The organism is Pseudomonas sp. B5(2017) (assembly GCF_002112825.1).
Taxonomy (GTDB): Bacteria; Pseudomonadota; Gammaproteobacteria; order Pseudomonadales; family Pseudomonadaceae; genus Aquipseudomonas; species Aquipseudomonas putida_Z.
On the sequence record NZ_NEIR01000009.1, the window covers coordinates 67,622 to 88,463 of the forward strand.

The window sequence follows — 20,842 nt, forward strand, 5'->3', positions numbered from 1 at the left end:
TCGGCGTAATAGGCTTTACCGTTTTGAGAACACCAACGGAGAAGAACATGGATTATTCAACCTCCGAACTCCTCGCATGGCTGGGCAAGGAAACACGCTTGCTGGGATGGGATATGCTCTGCTTTATTGATGGAGACAAGATCAACCTTGTCTTGAAGGAAGAATCCATCAGGCGCTCCAGAACGGCGGAAAAATGGCCGTCCATTTCCGGTTATATCCGCAATGGGGCGGCCCATCGCTTTGCCTTGTCCAAGTGTAGCCTGAATTTGCCAAGATTGGTGTTTGATGCCGACCTTGCCCAGAACAAGGCTCACCTGCAAATGGCAATTGCAGAAGCGAATGCGTACTCAATGGTGAACAAAGGCGGTCAATGGCGTTTGCTCCAACTGAATGTGATAGCGCCTGTGCAAGCTGCTGTACTGAACCTGGATATTGCTTTGGCGGCGTCAGGCGGTACGGTGGACTCCGATTGCATGATAAAACTTGACCTCAGCAACAGTGAAGAATTTTCCATGCCGTACTATAACGGTGAAAGTCGACTGTTGACCGAGTTTTTCAGGCAGAAGTTTTCTGCATGGGGTGATGCTCAACGTCAGCTTCCTCTCGGCAAGTTGGCAGGAAGTGCGATCGAGCTGCACCGCCCGGCCTCGTTTGCCCTGCGTACTCGGGCCAGGGCAAGGTCGTCGTCCGATGCGGCAGGTGGAGTTATGGTTCTTGTCGACATGCAGGATGGGGCAGGCGGGAATTACCCCGGTGCGGATTACAGGTATGCGATACCCAATGACGGTGATTATTCCGCTAGCATATTGTTTGATACAGAACGCCTGATGCTGGCCCAAGTGGCAGAGCAACTGAAGAAAGTGATCGAAGGGGCTGAGTTCACAATGCGTCAAGCCCTTGATCAACGGCAATTCCTTTCCTGTACGGCGGGACATATCCATTTGCCGACACAGCGGGTGAAAGAGACGTTCGATATTACAACGCCTTCCAGGGTTTGGAAGGTCAACGCGGAACTTGAACTGAAAGAAGCCAGTCTGGACATGCGCGGTGAGGTGGTTATCTCCAAGACCGCTGACAAGGTTACGCTTAGTCTGTCTCCGCATGGCTCCGTGTTCGCCGAGATCCTGGCCTTCGATGATACCACTGGCGACCTCCAGCGGATGTTGGATGAGTTCAAGTTTGATCAAAGTGATTTTCTGAAACCTGCCGAAGGCAGATTTCATTATCATATGCTGTTCGAATATCATCTGGATGGTCGTGCCGAGATGCGCCTGGTACATGATTCCTATGCATTTAGCGAATCGATCGCTTATCAGCCTGCTTTCGCTAAAATCAAGCCGCCTGCAGGTTGGGGGGTAGACCCTATAACAAACTTGCTGTTGTGGCCTATTATCAGTCAGTTGACAAGCGGACTCAGAGACCTTTTCAAAGGGCTTGCTTCTCCGAAGTTGACCAGTATTCAGGACATCCTGTTAGCGAAGTTGAAACACGACATGTCTGTGTTACCTACCACACAGGCACTGGCAAACGACATTGTGCGGCTCAATTTTGATAACGCCATCAAGGGCACAAACCTGCAGACACCAAGCGACACAGTCTATTTCGGCCAGGTTAACCCTGCAGCAGCCAGTTTCACTATCAGCCCGATGGAGAAAACCCTGCTTGCAACTGCTAGGCAGTCATTCGTGACCGAGCCTGCCTCAAGCAATGTGGAGTGGTCCGCCGAAGCAGTGTCTGGTTTGGCGGATAATGTGCGGATTTCCATTGACCCCAAGGGTGTTCTGACCGCACCAGCGGCCAGCGACATGACAAAGTCGTTTGCCCAGGTGCTGGTGACGGCGACCGACAAGGCGAACCGCGCCATTCAACGTTGCGCCTTGATAACGGTGGTGAGCCAGACACTGCACGCCAACCCTTCGATCGTGGTTGCACCGCCCAACAGCAAAGTGGACTTCAATGCCTGGGTGCTCGGTGACCCCCTTGCATTGCAATGGCAATATCAAGGCAAGCCCCTGGGCAAGGGGCAGGCCATGTCGGTCACCAGCCCTGCGGACACTGGCACAGCTGCCTTTGTCGTTGAAGAGGTCCAGGTGCAGGACCCCGTGAGCAAACAAATTTGCGAATGTGTGCTGGTCACCGAAATGGGGAGTAAAACCCCGATAGTGATCAGTGCCAAAGTTGACCCGACGGGCCGGGAGGCGGTCCTGGAGGCAAGGATCAATGGCAACCTCCAGGAGCCGAATCAAATCGATTGGCAATTGCGCTACGGCCCCGGTAGCGCCGAGGCGGGCGTCTACACCCCAGGCAGTGACCAGAAGGCGCGCTTCGCCTTGATCAGCGCTACCTACGACAGCGGTGCTTACGGTGTTTTCGAAGGGTACATCGTGCTGGCCCTGCCACTCGCAGAACACAGGGATTTGACCCTCAACTGACCAGTCTCGGAGTCCAGCCCCTCCCAGCCAGCAACGTCCAGCTGGGAGTGGCTGCCATCATTGCGCTTGCGCCCCCAAAGCTGCGCCGACAGCAGTTGAAGGCGTTCGGCCAGCTTGGCGACGTGGGCGGCAGTGGTGCGACTCTGGTTGCTGGCAAGCACGCTTTTCTGGGTGGTTTGACTGATACCGGCCAGGTTGCACTGGATGCTGTCACCCACCGCGCTCTGCTCCTCTACGGCGGCAGCGATCTGCACACTCATGCCGCTTATCTCATCGACACGCTGGGTGATCCCGTCCAGCGCCCGGGCGGCCAGCAGTGCCTGCTCGACGCTGACGCCGGCCTTGCTGTGGCTGCGCTGCATCGCAAGTACGGCATCCCCGGTGGAGCGTCGCAAGGTATCGATGGTGCCCTGGATGTGCGCGGTAGATTGCTGGGTCCGCGAAGCCAGCCCGCGCACCTCGTCGGCGACCACTGCAAAACCGCGGCCGGCCTCGCCGGCGCGGGCAGCCTCGATGGCGGCATTGAGGGCAAGCAGGTTGGTCTGTTCGGCGATGCTTTGAATCACCTCGAGTACGCGGTCAATTTCATTGCCATGCTGTTCCAGTTGATGAATCACCATGCTGGTCTGTTGTACCTCGCTGGCGAGGCTATCAATGTGCTGGCGGGTCTGCTCGACCAGTTGGTGGCCGCGGTCGGATTCCTGGTTGGCCAGGTTCGCGGCGCTGGCGGTGAGCTGAGCGTTGCGCGCCACTTCCTGCACACTGCTGGCCATCTGGGTTATTGCGCTGGCTACCTGGGCAGTTTCCCCCTGCTGGCGGAGGGTCGCGCAATTGTTGTTGTCCACTGCAGACACGAGCTCTTCGGCTTCCTTGCTCAACTGGCGGGACGAATCGGCAATGCGTCCGACTATTGCCCGGGTCTCGGCTTCGAGCATCTGCAGAGTGAAATCGATCTGGCCAAATTGGTCGCGGCGGCCACTGTAAAGTATCTGGCTCAGAGGGTTGTCGGCGATATTCCTGGCTTTTCGGGCAAGGGCGTCGAGGGGGCGCAGGCTGAAGCGTAACAGGCCGCCGAGCAGCAAGCTCGATAGCAGCATGGAGAGGGCGGCATGGCTCCAGGACAACGCGCCCAGTAATCCCAAGGCCGCAAAGAACAGCAAGTTCACGCCAGTGCTGACAAGTGCCAGGCGCATGCCGACGGACAGCCGTGACATACGCAGGCAGTTGGTCTTTCTACCACTACGCAACTGTGCATAGAGATGTTCAGCAGCATCCACCAGCGCTTTGGCCGGTAGCGTGCGAACCGATTGGTATTCCACTGTTTCGCCATTGCGCTGCATCGGCGTGACGTAGGCGCTGACCCAGTAGTGGTCACCGTTCTTGCAGCGATTCTTTACCAGCCCCATCCACGAGCGCCCATCCTTGAGTGTCTGCCACATATGCGCAAAAGCTTCTGGCGGCATGTCCGGGTGGCGCACGATGTTGTGATTGACGCCGAGCAATTCGGCTTCACTGAACCCGCTGATGTTGATGAAGTCGGGATTGACGTAGGTGATGGCGCCCTTGGGGTTGGTTGTTGAAAGAATGTTCGCGTTTGCGCTGAATTCGACGGCACGACCACTGACCGGAAGATTGGTTTTCATTGTTTTTCTCCTGAACTGATGGGTACCCGCCGGGTAACTGCGCTCCCCTCGAAACGGTCTTCTGTGCTGAGCAGATGTTGTATCTGGGCGGCAGGTTGTGGCCGACTGAACCAGTAGCCTTGGGCGTAATGGCAGCCTTCACCCACCACGAATTCGAGTTGTGCCGAACTCTCGATGCCTTCGGCCACTACTTCCAGACCAAGGCTACGGCCGAGAACGATGATCGCCTGGCTGATCGCGCTCTGTTTGTTCTCGTAAGGAACGCCGGTGATGAAGCTCTTGTCGAGCTTGAGGATGTGCAGCGGAAAGCGTGTGAGGTAACCAAGCGAGGAGTAACCCGTGCCGAAGTCGTCAAGCGCCAGCAGAACACCAAGGCTGGTCAACTCATGCAGGCAGGCCAATGTGTCCATGTCGTCATGCATCAGTTGGCTTTCGGTGATCTCCAGGATCAGGCTGGCGGGAGGCAGGCCGCTTTCTTGCAGGATATCGATCAGCCGGAGGGTGAAGTCGGCTTGTTGCAATTGGGTGCTGGAAATGTTCACCGAACAGCGCAGGCGCTCATGCCCGGCCAGTTGCCAGGCTCGGGTCTGCTGGCAAGCCTGGCGCAGTACCCATTCGCCGACGCGGATGATCTCTCCCGACTCCTCCAGCGCAGGGATGAACTCCAGTGGCGAGATCAAGCGTTCGCCATGGCGCCACCGCAGCAGCGCTTCGACCCCGGTCACCAGCGGTGTCCCTTGGTCCAGGCGATAGATCGGTTGGTAGTACAGTTCGAATTCATTCTGTTGCAGTGCCTGGCCTAGCGCGGACTCCAGTTCCAGATGCTGCTGTGCGGTGTCCTGCAATGTTTCGTCGTAGTGGGCGAAGCGCGCCTTGCCGGCAGACTTGGCTCGGTAGAGGGCAAGGTCGGCAGCCTGCAGCACATCCAGGGCTTTGCCATTGTCGTGCAATGGCGCGATACCGATGCTGGCGCTGACCACCAGGGTACGACCGTCCATGTGCAGCGGTTGGTGCAGGTTGTCGAGGATGCGCTGGGATATCTGCTCGGCGTCGCGGTCGCAGGTGAGGTCGTGAAGCAGGACGATGAATTCGTCGCCGCCGAAGCGGAACAGTTGGTCAGTGGGGCGCAGGGATTCTTTCAAGCGCACAGCCACTTCCACCAGCACGCGATCACCGACGTTGTGGCCGAGGCTATCGTTGATCAGCTTGAAGCGGTCCAGATCGATGAACAGCAACGCCTCGTAGTCACCGCCCTTGCGCTGCTTCCTGAAGGTCTTCTGCATCTGCTCGTCAAGCCGGATGCGGTTGGCCAGGCCGGTCAACGGGTCGTGCTGGGCGGTATGTTGGAGGCGCTGCTCGGCATCCTTGCGTGCACTGATATCGGACTGCGAGCCAGCCATGCGTAGCTCGCCAGGGGTGGTCATTTCGGCGACCCCTCGCACGAGGACCCAGATGTAGTCACCGTTGTGCTTGCGGATACGGTACTCATGGTGAACGGACGATGTCTGCCCTTGTAGATGGGCATCGATGGCATGGCGAAAATCCGGCAGGTCATCCGGGTGCACGCGGCCGAACCAACTGGAACTGCTCTCGCCGATGCTATCGCGGCTGAGGCCGAGCATGCTGGCCCAGCGCTCCGAGACGTAAAGCCGATCCTGGTCGACGTGCCAGTCCCATAGCCCGTCGTTGGCACCGCGTAGCGCGCGGGCGAAGCGAGCCTCGCTATCTTCCAGCGCCTTGTGCTGGGCCGCACTGTAGGTATCGATGGCCAGCGTCATGTCGAAGAACACCGCCTTCAACAGGCTTGAATAGAGCGTGGCATCCGGGCTGTTGCCAAACACGCTTTCCAGCATGTCGTCGAGGTACAGCCGATAGCTGCCGAGGTACCACTTCAGTTCCAGGCCGATCTGCTGGTGGATCACGCCGATACGCAGGCGGCCGTTGACGTAGGTTTCATCGTAGGGGCCGCCCCACAGGCACTGGTAGTACTCGGCCTGGCTCTGCTTCAAACGGGCGGTGACCTCCGGTGTGCGAAGCAATGCAGAGGGCGTGGAGAATTCCGCCAGGTGACGGTACAGATGGTCGACGAAAGCCTGCTGGGACGGGGCCATGTACTGAGCTGCCGCACCTAGGCGCCTGGCGTCTTCGGCGCTCCAGTCGAGAAAGCGAAAGCGTTCGGCAATCTCTGCGTGATCGAGACGGATACGCTTGAGCAATTCCTCGAGGTCTTTTGTCACCTTCATTCGCATCCCCTGGTGTTGGTGAAGATTCCTTTCCGCTGAACCAAAAAAAAGCGCCGTGGCAACAAGTTCTGTTCAAGAACTTGTTGCCACGGCGCTTCGTCTTTCAGGCCTATTATCCTGCTCGGCAAAGCCGGTTCCCGCAGGGCGGAACCTGGTGATGGCACATTCACATCACTGGGGATCTTCCGACAATTTATCCAGCAATGCAACCAAGCGTCGCCGCAGTAGCCCCAGTTCGCGGGATTTGAAGGCGTGTCGGGTCTGTTCGAGAACCTCGGTGGCATCCAGCAAAGCGGCCTGTACCTGCCCAGCCGAGCCCAACTTTGCTTCCCCGAGCCAGCGGCAAAGTGGTACGGCGCTGCAATTGCCAGGCGTACTCAGCACTTCGCAATCGGGTGCTATGGGCGCCAACAGCTGGCGCAATTGATCGGCCAGTTCAAGATTGTTGCAGATAATTCTGGTTGCCGGGTTGGACTCGCTCATCAAACTGCATTCCCATATGTTTGGTGTGCTGTTTACAACACCGCCTATGGCGTTTGATTGATTCAGGTCAATGCTGAAACCTTCCACTTGCACCGTGAAGCCCTTCGGTGCGAATAGCGCTCCTGGAAACCGAGCGCCGTGGGGCGGCGCTCGATTTCGAATGCGTAATGGACGCGCTATCAACCACGTTGCTGCGTGGTCAGTACCTGAACTCGACCCCCACGTACGCGCCAATCCCATCCCCGGGCCAGAACGACGCAGTATCCTGCCCGCGCGCGTTGTACACCGGCGTCACCGCCGTCACGTACGCCTTGTTTGCCAGGTTCTTCAGGTCCAGCGACACCTTCCAGTTGCCCTTCGGTGCCTCATACCCCAGGTTCGCCCCCCAGATGGTGTACGACGGCGCATACAGGGTATTGGCATAGTCCACTGCCGTGCGCGAGGCCGACTGCACGTTGATTCCGGTGTACCAGCCGCTGTGGTCCTGATACTGCAGCTCGCCCTGGTAGATGTGCTTGGGCACGCCCGGCAACTGGTTGTCGCCGAAGGTGTCGTCATGCCGGTAGTAGAAGTCGTTGTAGGTGTACACCTGGCGCCAGCGTACCAGGTCGCCCTGCGGGTTTTCCCAGAGACGGGTGTTGAGGCCGGCCTCGACACCCTGGTGGATGGTCGGTGAGGCGTTGAAGGCACCGGTGACCGCTGCCGACGATGATGTGGCGGGGATGATCTGCACATTCAGCAGCTCGTCGTGGATCCACGAGCGGTACAGTGCCAGGCTGCCATCGAAGATGCCGTGCGAGCCCTTGATACCGACCTCGAAGGTGTTGGCCTTCTGCTCCACCAGCGGGCGGATGTAAGGCAGGGTCGGCCCGGAGCCCGAATATTCCCAGGAAGCAGGCGGGTCGATGCTGCGGCTGAAGTTGGTGAATACCTGCAGGTTCGGGCTGAACTCGTAGCGCAGGCCGATGCGCGGGGCGACGCTCCAGTTGTCGTAGTCCACATGCTGCGGGAAGTTGGTGGTGTTGGGGTTCACCGCGTGGTCGATGTTGATCTTGCGCCGCACGTTGATGAACGACACGCCGCTGGTGAGCCAGAGGTTGTCGACCAGGTTGATATCGTTGCCCAGGGCGATCACCCGGTCGAACGAATCCTTGTAGTTGACCTGCTTGAGCGACAGCTTGTCGTCGTTGGCCGAGTTCACCCCGCCACGCAGGTGCTGGGTGGAGGTGAAGGCGATGCTGCTGCGGCTTTCGTGGCCGAACAGGTAGTCGACCCGGTCGTAGCCCAGCAGCAGGCCGAGGTCGTGCCAGTCCCAGTAACTGGGATTGCTCGGGCTGCGCGGGCTGTTGGTGTGGCGATAGTCGTGATACGACAGGCCGAAGGTCAGCCGTGCATCGTCGTCAAAGGTATAAGTGGTCTTGCTGCCCACCCAGATGCTGCCCGGGCGGCGTGCACCGGCACCGCTGGTCTCGGCGGTGGCGCTGGCGCGGCGCGGGTGGTGCAGCGCGGCGTCGAGGGTGGTGGCGCTGGGGTCGTTGTGGGTTTCGTCGCGGTAGCGCAGCAGCAGGCGGGTTTCCAGCTTGGGGCTGAAGCGGTAGCCGGCATTGGCGACGATGCCCGAGCTCTTCGACAGGCTGTAGTCGCGGAAACCCTCGTTGCGGTAGTTGTCGGCCTGCAGGTAGTAGTCCAGGTCGCCCTCGACCCCACCGTAGCTGATGCTCTGCTTCTGGTAGTGGTAGCTGCCGGCTTCGGCGCGCACGCGCAGGCCGGGGGCGCTGTAGCCGCTGTGGTTGACGAAGTTGACCGCGCCGCCGAGGGTCAGCGCGCCATATTGAAAGGCGTTGGCGCCGCGCAGGATTTCGGTGTAGTTCACGCCGCTGGCGTTGAGGAATTCATAGGGTGTGCCGCCAGGGCCGGTCAGCGGCAGGCCGTCGAACAGGAACTTGATGCCCTCACGGAAATAGCCGGGCGAGGTATTGGCACCGGAGCCGCGGATCGAGATCTTCGCCGCGTCGTTGCCGCCGGTGGACTGCACGAATACCCCGGGCTGGTAGCCGAGGGTGTCCTGCAGTGTGGCAGTGCGGCCTTTGGCGACCTCTTCGCTGTCGACCACGCTGGTGCCGCCGGGCACCTCGGCCAGGGCGCTGGCGGCCTGTTGTACTTCGGATTGCTTGGCGGCCTGCACGGTCACCGTGCCCAGGGTTTGCTCAGCGGCCAGTACCGTGATCGGGGCCAGCAGGGCCGTGGCCGCGGTGGCCAGGGCGGCGTGGCGGATGGCCAGGCGCAGTGGTTGGGGTTGAATCGCACGCATCGTTCAATTCCTTGCAAGTCATCGTAGGTCCTCGGCGTTCTATGGGAATAGTCAGGCCTGTCGAAATGTGTAAGAGCAGTTTCTGTGCCAGCTGGCGAAAGGCCGGAAGTTTGGGGGTGTGGCCAAAGTTTTAGTGTGAAGTGCTGAATAAAACAGCAAATTTTGTTGCGCTCCTGTTGTTTGCGGAACAGTGCAGGTTATATCCAAATATCCGAATGCTATGGTGCAACCTGTGGGAGCGGCTTTAGCCGCGAACACCGGCGCAGCCGGTGCCATGCACCGCGTTGGATTATTCGCGGCTGAAGCCGCTCCCACAGGGGATGCGGATTGCTTGCAATTTCAGTTATCTACGCGACAGCGCAGCCCAAAGGGTTGGATGTTGTCAGCGCAACAGGGATGAAACAGTTTGTATGGTTAATGCGTCAGGCGGTTTGAACTAGCCTCAATGAATGCGCAGTGTTAACGCTGGCACGACAACTGCAATAGCCCTTTATGTAGCCGTCTATACAAAGGGCCCGCTGTGCAGCCGAATTCCCGATTATTCAATACATGCCTGGTGGCCAGTGCGCTGTTGGTTGCCGTCTGCTCACCCGCCACGTCCGCGCAGAGCCAGGCGCTGCTCAAGGGCGAAGCGCTCAGCGAAGTGAACGGCGTGATGCGCTACCCGGCCAGCGACTTCGTCGAGCAGCAGCCCGGCAAGCGCGGTGGCATCCTGCGCGTGTCGGCGGCGAGCGACGCTGGCAGCTTCGATATACACGCGCTGTCCAATGGCAACATGCAGTGGATGGGCCGCATCCTGTTCGACTGCCTGGTGTACCAGGCCGAGGACGGCACCCTCACGCCGTGGCTGGCGAAAAGCTGGGACATCAGCGCCGACGGCCTGACCTACACCTTCCACCTGCGTGACGACGTCACTTTCAGCGATGGCGAGCGCTTCAACGCCGAGGCGGTGCGGGTCAACCTCGAACACATGCGTGACCCCGTGACCAAGTCGCCACTGGCCGCCGCCTATATCGCGCCGTACCTGAAGGGGCGGGTGGTGGACGAGTACACATTCGAGGCGACCCTGCGTGCGCCCTATGCGCCGTTTCTCGATGTGCTGTCGCAGGCCTGGCTGGGGATGATCTCGCCACGGCAGATCCTCGAGGCGCCGAAGACCATCGCCAGCCAGCCCATCGGCACCGGGCCTTTCGTGCTGACCGGCTGGGTGCGCGACCAGCGTGCCAGCTTTGTCCGCCGCCCGGGGTACAACTGGGCACCGCCGGCAATCAACCACCAGGGCGAGGCCTACCTGGACGGCATCGAGCTCAGCTACGTGCCCGAAGCGATGATCCGCTACACCTCCCTGGAGGCTGCCGACAGCGACATGGCCCTGGACGCACCGGCGCAGAATGCCGCGGCGATCCGCGCCAACCCGAAGCTGACCCTGCGCAACCGCATTCGCAAGGGCAACCCGTCGCGCAGCATCACCTTCAATGTCGACCGTGCGCCGTTCGATGACGTGCGGGTGCGCCAGGCCGTGGCCAAGGCCATCGACCGTGATGGCCTGGCATGGATCTCCGGCTTCGGCGAGTACCTGGCCAAGGGGGACTTCCTCGCCGTGAATACCCCCGGCTATGACCCGGTGGCCCGCGATGCCCTGGCCTTCGACCCGGTCGAAGCAGGGCGCTTGCTCGACGCCGCCGGCTGGACCGGGCGTGACGGCGAAGGCTATCGCAGCCGTGATGGCCGGCGCCTCGGGGCGACCTTGCTGACCTATGACAACCCGGCGTTCCCGGCCAATGTTCCGGTGGCTGCCCAGGCAGACCTGCGCAAGGTCGGCTTCGACCTGCGCATCGAGCTGCTGCCGCTCAGCAAGGTCATGGAGCTGCGTTACCTCGGCAACTTCGACGCCATCGGCGGTGGCTACTGGCACACCAACACGGCCGATGGCCTGTACATCCTCTACCACAGCCAATCCATCCCCAGCGCACGAATGATCGGCCAGAACGTCGGCCACTTCCGTGACGCCACCCTCGACCAGTTGCTCGGTGCCGCCCGGCGCAGCACCGACCCGACGCAGCGCCGCGAGCTGTATCGCCGGGCCCAGCAACGCCTGGGCGAGACCGTGCCGGCCGTGCCCTCGGTGGAAAGCCAGATGCTGCTGGCGTACCGCAACGCAGTCGGCGGCGTGCTGTTCGATGGTTCGCACAACGTTCCCCTGTTTACCAGCGTGTGGCTGGCAAAGGAGCAACCATGAAACTGCTGATCATCTTGCTGCGCCGCCTGCGTGACGGTGTGATCGTGCTATGGGCGGCGGCCAGCCTGACCTTCCTTGGCATGCAACACAGCGGTGGCGACACCGCCCTGGCGATCCTCGGCGGCCCGGATGCCATGCCGAGCGAGGCGCTGCTGGCCCAGGTGCGCGCCGAATACGGCCTCGATCAACCGCTGTGGGTGCAATACGGCCACTACCTGGCGCGCCTGGCCAAGGGCGACCTGGGCGAGTCGTACCGGTTGCGCATACCGGTTGGCCAGGCGATTGGCGAGCAGGCCGCCGCGACCTTGGCGCTGGCCAGCAGCGCGGCTGTGCTGGCGGTGCTGCTGGCAGTGGCCTCGGCGCTGCTCACCGCCAACCGCGGGCGGCGTTTACGCGCGGTGGTGTCGGGCATCGAGCTGTTGCTGTCCTCGGCCCCCAACTTCGTGATCGGCACGGTGCTGCTGCTGGCCTTCGCGTTTCACTTCCATTGGCTACCGCCGTCCGGGTCCAGCGGTTGGCGCTCGCTGGTGCTCCCGAGCCTGGCCCTGGCGCTGCCGATCGCGGCGGTGCTTGCACAAGTGTTGCGCCAGTCGCTGGAGCAGGTACTGGAACAACCCTTCATCACCCAGGCCCGTGCACGTGGCATGGGGGATATCGCTGTGCGTCTGCGCCACGCCCTGCGCCATGCCCTGGTGCCGCTGGTGACCCTGGCCGGCTACGTGTTCGCCAGCCTGCTCGGCGGCGCCGTGGTGCTGGAGCTGCTGTTCGGCCGCCAAGGCATTGGCCGTTTGATGCTCGACGCTACCGCCAGCAAGGACGTGCCACTGGTGCTCGGCGTAACCCTGCTGGCGGCAGCGATCTACGTGCTGGTCAACCTGCTGGTGGACCTGGCGACCCAGGCCATCGACCCGCGCACCGCACGCGTCTGAATTCACGAGAAAGGAACCATCATGAGCCAAACCACGATTACCGATGCCGAACTGGATGCGCGTTTTGCGCCGATCTATGCGCGTATTGCCGAAGGCGCGGTGGCCCGCGAGCAGCAGCGCACCCTGGCCCATGAGCCGGTGGCCTGGTTGCGCGAGGCCCGCTTCGGTGCCCTGCGCGTGCCACGCAGCCACGGCGGCTCAGGCGCAACCTTGCCGCAGTTGCTGCGCCAGCTGGTGCGCCTGGGGCAGGCCGATTCCAACCTGCCGCAAATCTTCCGCGCCCACTTCGGCTTCGTCGAAGGGCGGCTGTCGTCCGGCGACGCCGCCTCCCAGGACTACTGGTTAGCCCGCGTGGTCGCCGGTGAACTATGGGGCGCGGCCATGGCCGAGCGCACCGACAGTACCGGCAATAGCGTGCAGTTGAGCGAAGACGAAGGCGGTTACCGCCTGGACGGCGAAAAGTACTACTGCACCGGCACGTTGTACGCCGATTGGGTGGCGGCAGTGGCCAACCATGGCGACGACTTTGTCAGCCTCGTGGTGCCGACCCGTGCGCCGGGCGTGGAGCGGGTCGACGATTGGGACGGCTTCGGCCAGCGGCTGACTGGCAGTGGCACCACCCGTTTCACCCGGGTCAGCGTGCAGCCGCAGCATTTGCTGCGCCGTTTCGCCAAGGGCGAGTTGCGTGCCGAGTCGTACCTCACCGCGTTCTACCAGGCGGTGCATCTGGCCACCCTGGCGGGTATCGGCCAGGCGGTACTGGCCGATGCCGTAGCGTTCGTCCAGGGCCGCACCCGCGCCTTCGGTGTGCCGGGGCAGTCGCAGCCGGCCGCAGACCCGCGGGTGCAGGCGGTGATCGGTCGCCTGTCGAGCCTGGCCTTCGCCGCCAATGCGCAAGTCACCGCCGTGGGCCAGAGCCTGCAGGCGGTGTACGAAGCCGGCCAGCACGGGGAGGTAGCCGAGCAGCTTTACACCGACGCCGAGATCCATGCCTTTCAGGCGCAGCAGATCGTCCTGCCGCAAGTGCTGGAAGCGAGCACCTTGTTGTTCGAAGTCGGCGGCGCATCGGCCACCAGCAATGCCCGGCGCCTCGACCGCCACTGGCGCAATGCCCGCACCCTGGCTTCGCACAACCCGGCGATCTACCGCGAGCAGGCGTTGGGCAACTACTACCTCAATGGCATCAGCCCGGCCCAGGCCTGGCGTGCCCTTCATGCCAGCGCCAGCGAAGGGCAGGGCAGCGGCGACGAAGCCAGCGCAGTCTGATCAGGAGAACCGGCATGACCATGAAACAGATGAGCCTGGGCATGAACATCCTCGGCTTCGGCTCGCATTCCGGCGCCTGGCGCCAGGGTGAGGCGGCAATCGACGCCTATATCGACGTCAACTATTACCGCGATATCGCGCGTATTTCCGAGCGCGGTTGCCTGGATGCGATCTTCCTTGCCGATGGCCCGGCGTTGCCGCCGGATGTGTCCGCCCAGCCCGGCGGGCGCCTGGAGCCGACCGTGCTGCTTACCGCAGTGGCGGCCGCCACCGAGCGCATCGGGGTGATCGCGACCTGCTCCAGCACTTACAACGAACCTTTCAACCTGGCCCGGCGAATTGCCTCGCTGGACCACATTAGCGGCGGCCGCGCAGCCTGGAATGTGGTGACCAATGCCGGTGACGCGGCAGCACACAACTTCGGCCTGGCTGGCGCACCGTTGCATGTGGACCGCTACGGACGGGCCGAGGAGTTCGTCGACGTGACCCTGAAGCTTTGGGACAGCTGGGAGGACGACGCGATCATCGGTGACCGCAGCGCCGGCCGTTTCGCCGACCCGGGCAAGGTCCACACCCTGGATTTCAAGGGCAAGCACTTTCAGGTCAAGGGGCCGCTGAACCTGCCGCGCTCGCCGCAGGGCAGGCCGGTACTGGTGCAGGCTGGCTCTTCCGAAGGTGGCAAGGCACTGGGTTCGCGCTATGCCGATGCGATCTTCACCACCCAGACCACCCTGGCCGACGGGCAGGCGTTCTATCGGGAGATGAAGGCACGGGCCAAAGCCTGGGGCCGTGACCCGCAGCACCTGAAGATCATGCCCGGCCTGTCGACCGTGATCGGCAGCACCGAGGCCGAGGCCCATGCACGCTTCGACGAACTCAATGCCTGGCATGGCGAGCACGGCCTGTTGCAGCAGGTGGCGGGGCGTATCGGCATCGATGCCAGCGAGCTGGATCCGGATGCGCCATTGCCTTGGGCGCGAATTGGCGCGGTGGCAGATTTCGAGCGGGGGTCGCATGGTTTTCTGGAGGCCCAGTTGAACCTGGCGCGCAGCGAGAACCTGACCATTCGCCAGCTGTCGCGGCGGATTCTGGTCGGGCACCGGTTGGCCGTCGGTACCCCGGAACAGGTTGCCGATACCCTGGCCGAGTGGTTCCTGGCGGGGGCGGGGGATGGTTTCAACATCATGCCCGACATGTTCCCGTCGGGTGCTCGGGTGTTCGTCGAAGAGGTGGTGCCGCTGCTGCAGAAACGTGGGTTGTTCCGCACCGAATACACCGGCACCACCCTGCGTGAGCACCTGGGGTTGCCCAAGGCACACAACCAGTTCGCTGCTTAGGGGGCGCTTTGCGCCCCAATCGCGGGCAAGCCAGCTCCCACAGGTGCCGGGCAAACCCAAAACCTGTGGTGATCCTGTGGGAGCTTGCTTGCCGCGATGGGCTGCAAGGCAGCCCCAGGATTTGAAACCCGACACACATTCAAAAGGATGCACCCATGCGCTACCGCCCACTCGGCCACACCAACCTGCAAGTCAGCCTGCTCAGCCTCGGCACCATGACCTGGGGGCACCAGAACAGCGAACAGGATGCTCACCAGCAACTGGACGCTGCCCTTGCTGCAGGCATCAACTTCATCGACACCGCCGAGATGTACCCCACACCTACCCGCGCTGAAACCTGGACCACCACCGAGCGCTACATCGGCACCTGGCTCGCGGCCCGCGGCAACCGCGACAAGGTCCTGTTGGCCAGCAAGATCGCCGGCCCGGCCCGTGACCCAGGCGGCCAGGTGCACATCCGCGATGGCCTGTCGCACCACGACCGCAAGAACATCGTCGCGGCCCTGGAGGGCAGCCTGCGCCGCCTGCACACCGACTACCTGGACCTCTACCAACTGCACTGGCCCGACCGCACCAGCAACTTCTTTGGCATCCGTGAATACCCCTACGTCGACGACCATCCGCAGACGGCAGCCATCGAAGAAACCCTTGCGGTGCTGGACGAACAGGTAAAGGCCGGCAAGGTGCGCCATATCGGTGTCTCCAACGAAACACCGTGGGGTGTGGCGCAGTTTCTGCGGCACAGCGAGGACAAGGGCCTGGCGCGCATTGCCAGCATCCAGAACCCGTACAGCCTGCTCAATCGCTTGTACGAGAATGGCCTGTCGGAGTTCAGCCATCGCGAAGGGATCAGCCTGTTGGCCTATTCGCCGCTGGCGTTCGGGGCGTTGACCGGCAAGTACCTGAACGGGGCAAGGCCGGAGGGTTCGCGATTGTCGTCGGTGTATCGCACGTTCAATCGCTACGGCAGCGAGGAGGCCAACGACGCGATTGCCAGCTACGTGCGGATTGCGCGGGAGCATGGGCTGACACCGGCGCAACTGGCCCTGGCTTTCGTCATACGCCAGCCGTTCGTGGCCAGTGCCATTACCGGGCAGACCACCTTGCTGCAGCTGCAGGAAAACCTGAGTGCACTGGATGTGCAACTGAGCGATGAAGTACTGGCCGAGATCCAGGCCCTGCACCGCCGTATTCCCAACCCGGCACCGTAGCCCACATGGCAAGGGCTTCGCCCTTGTTCGCGGCTGAAGCCGCTCCCACAGGGACCGCACGGATTCAGCCGTTGCGGTGATCCTGTGGGAGCGGGTTTACCCGCGAAGAGGCCAGTACAGGCGACACAAGAAGGACAGACATGAACGCGATCGTATCCATACCAAACACAGTGCCCAGTAGCTGGAAGGTTCGCCCTAGCCTCCCACAGGGACCGCACGGATTCAGCTTTTTCGGTGGTCCTGTGGGAGCGGGTTTACCCGCGAAGAGGCCAGTACAGGCGACACAAGAAGGACAGACATGAACGCGATCGTATCCATACCAAACACAGTGACCAGCAGCTGGCAGGTTCGCCCTGGCCTGGCGCTGGCCTGGATCACATTGGGCCTGATACTGCTCGCAGTAACCTTCCCCGACTGGCTCTCGCCAACCGACCCGTTGGCCGCCGACGCCCGCCTGGCTTACCACCCGCCAAGCCCCGCCTTCTGGCTGGGGAGTGACGAGAACGGCCGTGACGTCCTCAGCCGCCTGATCCATGGCGCCCGCCCATCGCTCTTCATCGGCCTGGCCGCCACCCTGGTCGGGCTTGGCCTGGGCACGCTGCTCGGCTTGCTCGCCGGCCTGGCTCCAGCCTGGCTGGACAACCTGCTGATGCGCGCCGTCGATGTGCTGCTGGCCTTCCCGGACCTGCTACTGGCGCTGGTCATCATCACCCTGTTCGGCCAAGGCACCAGCAACCTGATCCTTGCCGTCGGCATCGCCTCGGTGCCGCGCTATGCGCGCCTGGTACGCGCCCAGACCCTGACCATCCGGCGTGCCAGCTTCGTCGAAGCAGCCGTCACGCTGGGCCGCAGGCCCTTGGCGGTGGTGTTCTGGCATGTGCTGCCCAACGCAGTCCAACCCGTGCTGATCCTGGCCTGCATCGGCCTGGGTGGCGCCATCACCGCCGCCGCTGCGCTGAGCTTCCTCGGCTTCGGCGCACCGCCGCCCGCGCCGGAGTGGGGCGCGATGATGGCAGTGGCGCGCAACTTCATGGCCAACGCGCCCTGGCTGATGGCCTGGCCTGCGCTGGCGATCACCCTGACCGTCATTTCCATCACCGTCATCGGCCGAGACTGGCTGCGCCGTAGCGAGGGCAGACGCGCATGAACATCTTCGAGAAGAACCAGGCACCGCTGGTGGACATCTGCGGCCTGCACGTGAGCTTCAATGGTGTGCCAGTGGTGCACGGCGTCGACCTGCAGTTGCGCGCAGGGCAGTGCCTGGCACTGGTGGGCGAATCGGGCTCGGGCAAGAGCGTCACGGCGCGTACCCTGGTCGGCCTGACCGGGGCCGGTGCCCATGTGCAGGCGCAGCGCCTGGCCTTTGCCGGGCAGGACCTGCGCCAGTTCGATGAGCGCGCGTGGCAGCGCTTGCGTGGCGAGCACATCGGCTTTGTCATGCAGGATGCGCTGGGTTCGCTCGACCCACTGCGACGCGTGGGTGCAGAGATCGAAGAGCCATTGCTGTTGCACACCGACCTGGCCGCGGAGCAGCGCCGTCTGCGGGTACTTGAGCTGTTGCGCCAGGTCGGGGTGCCTGAACCCGAAGTCCGTGCCCGGCAATACCCGTGGCAGCTTTCCGGTGGCCTCAGGCAGCGCGCCCTGATCGCCTCGGCCATCGCCTGTCAGCCACGCCTGTTGATCGCTGACGAGCCCACCACCGCGCTGGACGCCACGGTGCAGGCACAGATTCTCGACCTGCTGGAACACCTGCGCGAGCGCGACAACAGCCTGTTGATGGTCAGCCATGACCTGGCCGTGGTCGCGCGCCTGGCCGACTGGGTGGCGGTGATGCGCCATGGGGTGGTAGTGGAGCAGGGCAGTGTCGAACAGATCCTGCAGGACCCGCAGGACCCCTACACCCAGCGCCTGCTGAGCGCGGCTCGGGCGGTACATTTCAAACGTCCGGCGGCGCCGGCCCTGGCGCTGGTGGAGGATGGCGTGGACGAACAACCCGTGGTGCTGGAGGCGCGCGGCCTGAGCAAGGCCTTTGTCGGGCCGGACGGCCGGCTGCGTCAGGTGCTGGACGATGTGTCGCTGCAGTTGCGCGCCGGGCAAACCCTTGGCGTGGTGGGCGAGTCCGGTTCCGGCAAGAGCACGCTGGGGCGCATCCTGCTGGGGCTGGAGCGGCCGGAGCAAGGCAGCCTGCAACTGGCCGGGCAGGATTGGCTTGCGTTGTCTGCCGCGCAGCAGCGCCAGGCACGGCAGGGGATCCAGGTGGTGTTCCAGGACCCGCAGGCCTCGTTCGACCCACGCTACACCGTGCTGCGGGTATTGGCCGAGGCGCTGGCGCATGCGGGTGTACCGCGTGCGTTGCAGCGCACCGAGGCGGCGGCGTTGCTGGAGCGGGTGCAGTTGCCGGTGGGGTTGCTCGACCGCCGCCCGCTGGAGTTGTCGGGCGGGCAGCGGCAGCGCATCGCGATTGCCCGGGCGCTGGCCATGAAGCCAAGGGTGCTGGTGCTGGACGAACCGGTCTCGGCGCTGGATGTGTCGGTGCAGGCGCGAATCCTGGCATTGCTGGCCGAACTCAAGGCGGAGCTGAACCTGGCTTGCCTGTTCATCTCCCACGACCTTGGGGTGGTGGAGCAGGTCAGTGACCACGTGTTGGTGATGCAAGGGGGAAGGGTGGTGGAGCAAGGGGCGGCAGCCCAGGTGCTCGGCCAGCCGCGTCAGGCCTATACCCGCGCCTTGCTCGACGCCGTGCCTCATCTTCCGGCGGCGCGGCCAAGCTGGTTCAGTCGCATCGCCGTGTAGGCAAGACACAAGGAGAACACTGTGACATCTACCCGCCGCCTGCCCGATGGTTGGGACATCCGTCACCTGCCAGACACCCCGCAGGCCTTCCTTCGCGCATTCATCCTGCGCCACCCGGTGGCCTACTCCGGCATGCTCGCCTTGCAGACCTTCGCCATGGTCTGCGCCGTGCTGGTCCCTTGGCAACTTGGCCAGATCACCCGTCTGGTCAGCCAGGGCCTGGACGCGAGCCAGGTCGTCACGGCATTGCGCTGGCCGCTGGCGGGTTTTGCCTTGATGCTGGTGCTCGAGATGGTCAGCACGCGTGCCGCCAGTGGCTTGCATATCTACACCGTGCCCCGTCAGCGGCGCGCGGTGACCCAGGCCTTGTTCGCCTACCTGCAACGCCATTCGCATCGCTACATCACCAGCGAGTTCGCCGGGGCATTGGCGCACCGTATCAGCGAGGTCTCGATCGGCACTACGCAGACCCTGGCGATCCTGATCTTCGATCTCATCCCGCTGCTTGTGACCCTGGCCCTGGCAGTCATCCTGCTGGCCACCGCAAACGCTTGGCTGGCGGCATTCATGGGCCTGTGGGCGGTCGGTTTTCTCATCCTGTGCTGGTTCCTGGCCAGGCGCAGCCACCCGCTGGCCCGCGACTTTGCCGCAGCGCGCAGCGTCAGCACCGGCAAGGTGGTGGACGCGGTGACCAACCTCACCAATATCCGGCTGTTCGCCCGCCACCCCTACGAGCATGGTTACCTGGGCAAGTTCCTCGACCACGAGGTGGTAGCGGCAGACCGCTCGCTCGGTTACATGGAGAAGATTCGCTGGCTGCAGAACAGCTGCGGGGTGCTGCTCAAGCTTGGCATCCTGCTGCTGGCGCTGTGGTTGTGGCAGCGCGGCAGCATCGATATCGCCACCTTCGTTACCGCTACCAGCCTGTCGCTGATGATCATCACGGATGTGGCCGGGCTGTCGCGGCGCTTGCTGGAGTTCTTCGAGGCCATGGGCAATATCGCCAATGGCGTGCGCACCCTGGTGCGGCCACACGAGGTACGCGACACGGCCGGCGCAACGTCGTTGAAAGTGGAGCGGGGCGAGGTGCATTTTGCCGACGTGACCTTTGGCTATCACCCCGGGCGGCCGATCTTTCAGCACCTGAACCTGCATATTCCGGCGGGCCAACGGGTCGGCCTGGTGGGGGCGTCCGGCTCGGGCAAATCGACCTTGCTCGGGTTGTTGCTACGGTTGTACGACGTGGATGAGGGCCAGGTGCTGATCGACGGGCAGGACGTGCGCACGGTGACCCAGCATTCGCTGCACCAGCAGGTCGGGCTGATTCCGCAGGAGCCGGGGCTGTTCCACCGCAGCATTCGCGAGAACATCCACTATGGCTGCCTGGAAGCTGGCGACGATGCGTTGGCCGCTGCCATCGACCGGGCCGGTGCCCGGGATTTCATCGAAGCCATGGAGCAGGGCTTCGAATCGCTGGTGGGCGAGCGTGGTGTGAAGCTGTCCGGCGGGCAGCGTCAGCGTATCGCCATCGCCCGGGTGCTGTTGAAGAACGCGCCGATCCTGGTGATGGACGAAGCCACGTCAAGCCTCGACTCGATCACCGAGCGCTATATCCAGGACAAGCTCGACGAGATCATGGACGACAAGACGGTGATCGTGGTGGCACACCGGCTGTCGACCGTGGCGCACCTTGACCGGATCGTGGTGTTCGAGGACGGGCGCATTGTCGAGGATGGCAGCCATGCGCAGCTGCTGGCGCGGCGGGGGTATTACCATCGGCTGTGGAGCCGGCAAGGGGAGGCGGCCTGAGCCCCGCAACGGGCCCTCGAGCGCGGCCTGTCGCCAGCTGGCTGGCGACAGGCCGGAACAGCACTGTTGCCATTCGAACAGCCCTCACACACTTTGCCCCCGCAACAGCACCTCACCCTCGGCAAACCCCAACAAAATCAACCTCT

General features: G+C 63.0%; 13 protein-coding genes. 9 read left to right on the forward strand and 4 right to left on the reverse strand.

Annotated elements, in window-relative coordinates:
• The first annotated feature begins 47 nt into the window (after window positions 1-47).
• The gene (locus tag CAG00_RS15140) at window positions 48-2,432 is read left to right on the forward strand and encodes a hypothetical protein (protein ID WP_085664627.1); all 2,385 of its coding nucleotides are present in this window, start codon (window positions 48-50) and stop codon (window positions 2,430-2,432) included.
• Here the strand turns inward: CAG00_RS15140 and CAG00_RS15145 are convergent.
• The 4 genes from CAG00_RS15145 to CAG00_RS15160 all read right to left on the reverse strand — a co-directional run bounded on the left by CAG00_RS15145 (window position 2,360) and on the right by CAG00_RS15160 (window position 9,112).
• Complete coding sequence (locus tag CAG00_RS15145) at window positions 2,360-4,075, reverse strand: PAS domain-containing methyl-accepting chemotaxis protein (RefSeq protein WP_256578996.1); 1,716 nt, start codon at window positions 4,073-4,075, stop codon at window positions 2,360-2,362. The genes CAG00_RS15140 and CAG00_RS15145 overlap by 73 nt on opposite strands.
• The gene (locus tag CAG00_RS15150) at window positions 4,072-6,318 is read right to left on the reverse strand and encodes a bifunctional diguanylate cyclase/phosphodiesterase (RefSeq protein WP_085664628.1); all 2,247 of its coding nucleotides are present in this window, start codon (window positions 6,316-6,318) and stop codon (window positions 4,072-4,074) included. Before CAG00_RS15150 ends, CAG00_RS15145 begins: the two co-directional genes overlap by 4 nt.
• A 171-nt stretch (window positions 6,319-6,489) precedes the next feature.
• A complete protein-coding gene (locus tag CAG00_RS15155) occupies window positions 6,490-6,801 on the reverse strand; it encodes a hypothetical protein (protein WP_025339888.1) in 312 nt (103 codons plus the stop codon).
• 199 nt (window positions 6,802-7,000) lie between these two features.
• A complete protein-coding gene (locus CAG00_RS15160; RefSeq protein ID WP_085664629.1) occupies window positions 7,001-9,112 on the reverse strand; it encodes a TonB-dependent receptor domain-containing protein in 2,112 nt (703 codons plus the stop codon).
• Between the two features lie 655 nt (window positions 9,113-9,767).
• Between CAG00_RS15160 and CAG00_RS15165 the strand changes: the two genes are divergently transcribed.
• From CAG00_RS15165 to CAG00_RS15200, 8 genes are all read left to right on the forward strand, one after another.
• Window positions 9,768-11,351, forward strand: coding sequence for an ABC transporter substrate-binding protein (locus CAG00_RS15165; protein ID WP_139832785.1), 1,584 nt, complete (start codon window positions 9,768-9,770; stop codon window positions 11,349-11,351).
• The gene (locus CAG00_RS15170) at window positions 11,348-12,280 is read left to right on the forward strand and encodes an ABC transporter permease (RefSeq protein ID WP_025339885.1); all 933 of its coding nucleotides are present in this window, start codon (window positions 11,348-11,350) and stop codon (window positions 12,278-12,280) included. Before CAG00_RS15165 ends, CAG00_RS15170 begins: the two co-directional genes overlap by 4 nt.
• 21 nt (window positions 12,281-12,301) lie before the next feature.
• Window positions 12,302-13,546: an acyl-CoA dehydrogenase family protein gene (locus CAG00_RS15175; RefSeq protein WP_085664631.1), complete on the forward strand. Its 1,245-nt coding sequence runs from the start codon at window positions 12,302-12,304 to the stop codon at window positions 13,544-13,546.
• Between the two features lie 14 nt (window positions 13,547-13,560).
• On the forward strand, window positions 13,561-14,883 hold the full coding sequence (locus CAG00_RS15180) for an LLM class flavin-dependent oxidoreductase (protein ID WP_085664632.1): 1,323 nt from the start codon (window positions 13,561-13,563) through the stop codon (window positions 14,881-14,883).
• Window positions 14,884-15,038: 155 nt separating this feature from the next.
• Window positions 15,039-16,094: an NADP(H)-dependent aldo-keto reductase gene (locus tag CAG00_RS15185; RefSeq protein WP_085664633.1), complete on the forward strand. Its 1,056-nt coding sequence runs from the start codon at window positions 15,039-15,041 to the stop codon at window positions 16,092-16,094.
• A 298-nt stretch (window positions 16,095-16,392) separates the two neighbouring features.
• Window positions 16,393-17,241 (forward strand): ABC transporter permease, encoded by an 849-nt coding sequence (locus CAG00_RS15190; protein ID WP_085664634.1) that lies wholly within the window; start codon window positions 16,393-16,395, stop codon window positions 17,239-17,241.
• Entirely contained in the window at window positions 17,238-18,887 is a 1,650-nt protein-coding gene (locus CAG00_RS15195; RefSeq protein ID WP_085664635.1) for an ABC transporter ATP-binding protein, read from the forward strand. Before CAG00_RS15190 ends, CAG00_RS15195 begins: the two co-directional genes overlap by 4 nt.
• A gap of 21 nt (window positions 18,888-18,908) precedes the next feature.
• Complete coding sequence (locus CAG00_RS15200) at window positions 18,909-20,696, forward strand: ABC transporter ATP-binding protein (protein ID WP_085664636.1); 1,788 nt, start codon at window positions 18,909-18,911, stop codon at window positions 20,694-20,696.
• Window positions 20,697-20,842 lie beyond the last annotated feature (146 nt).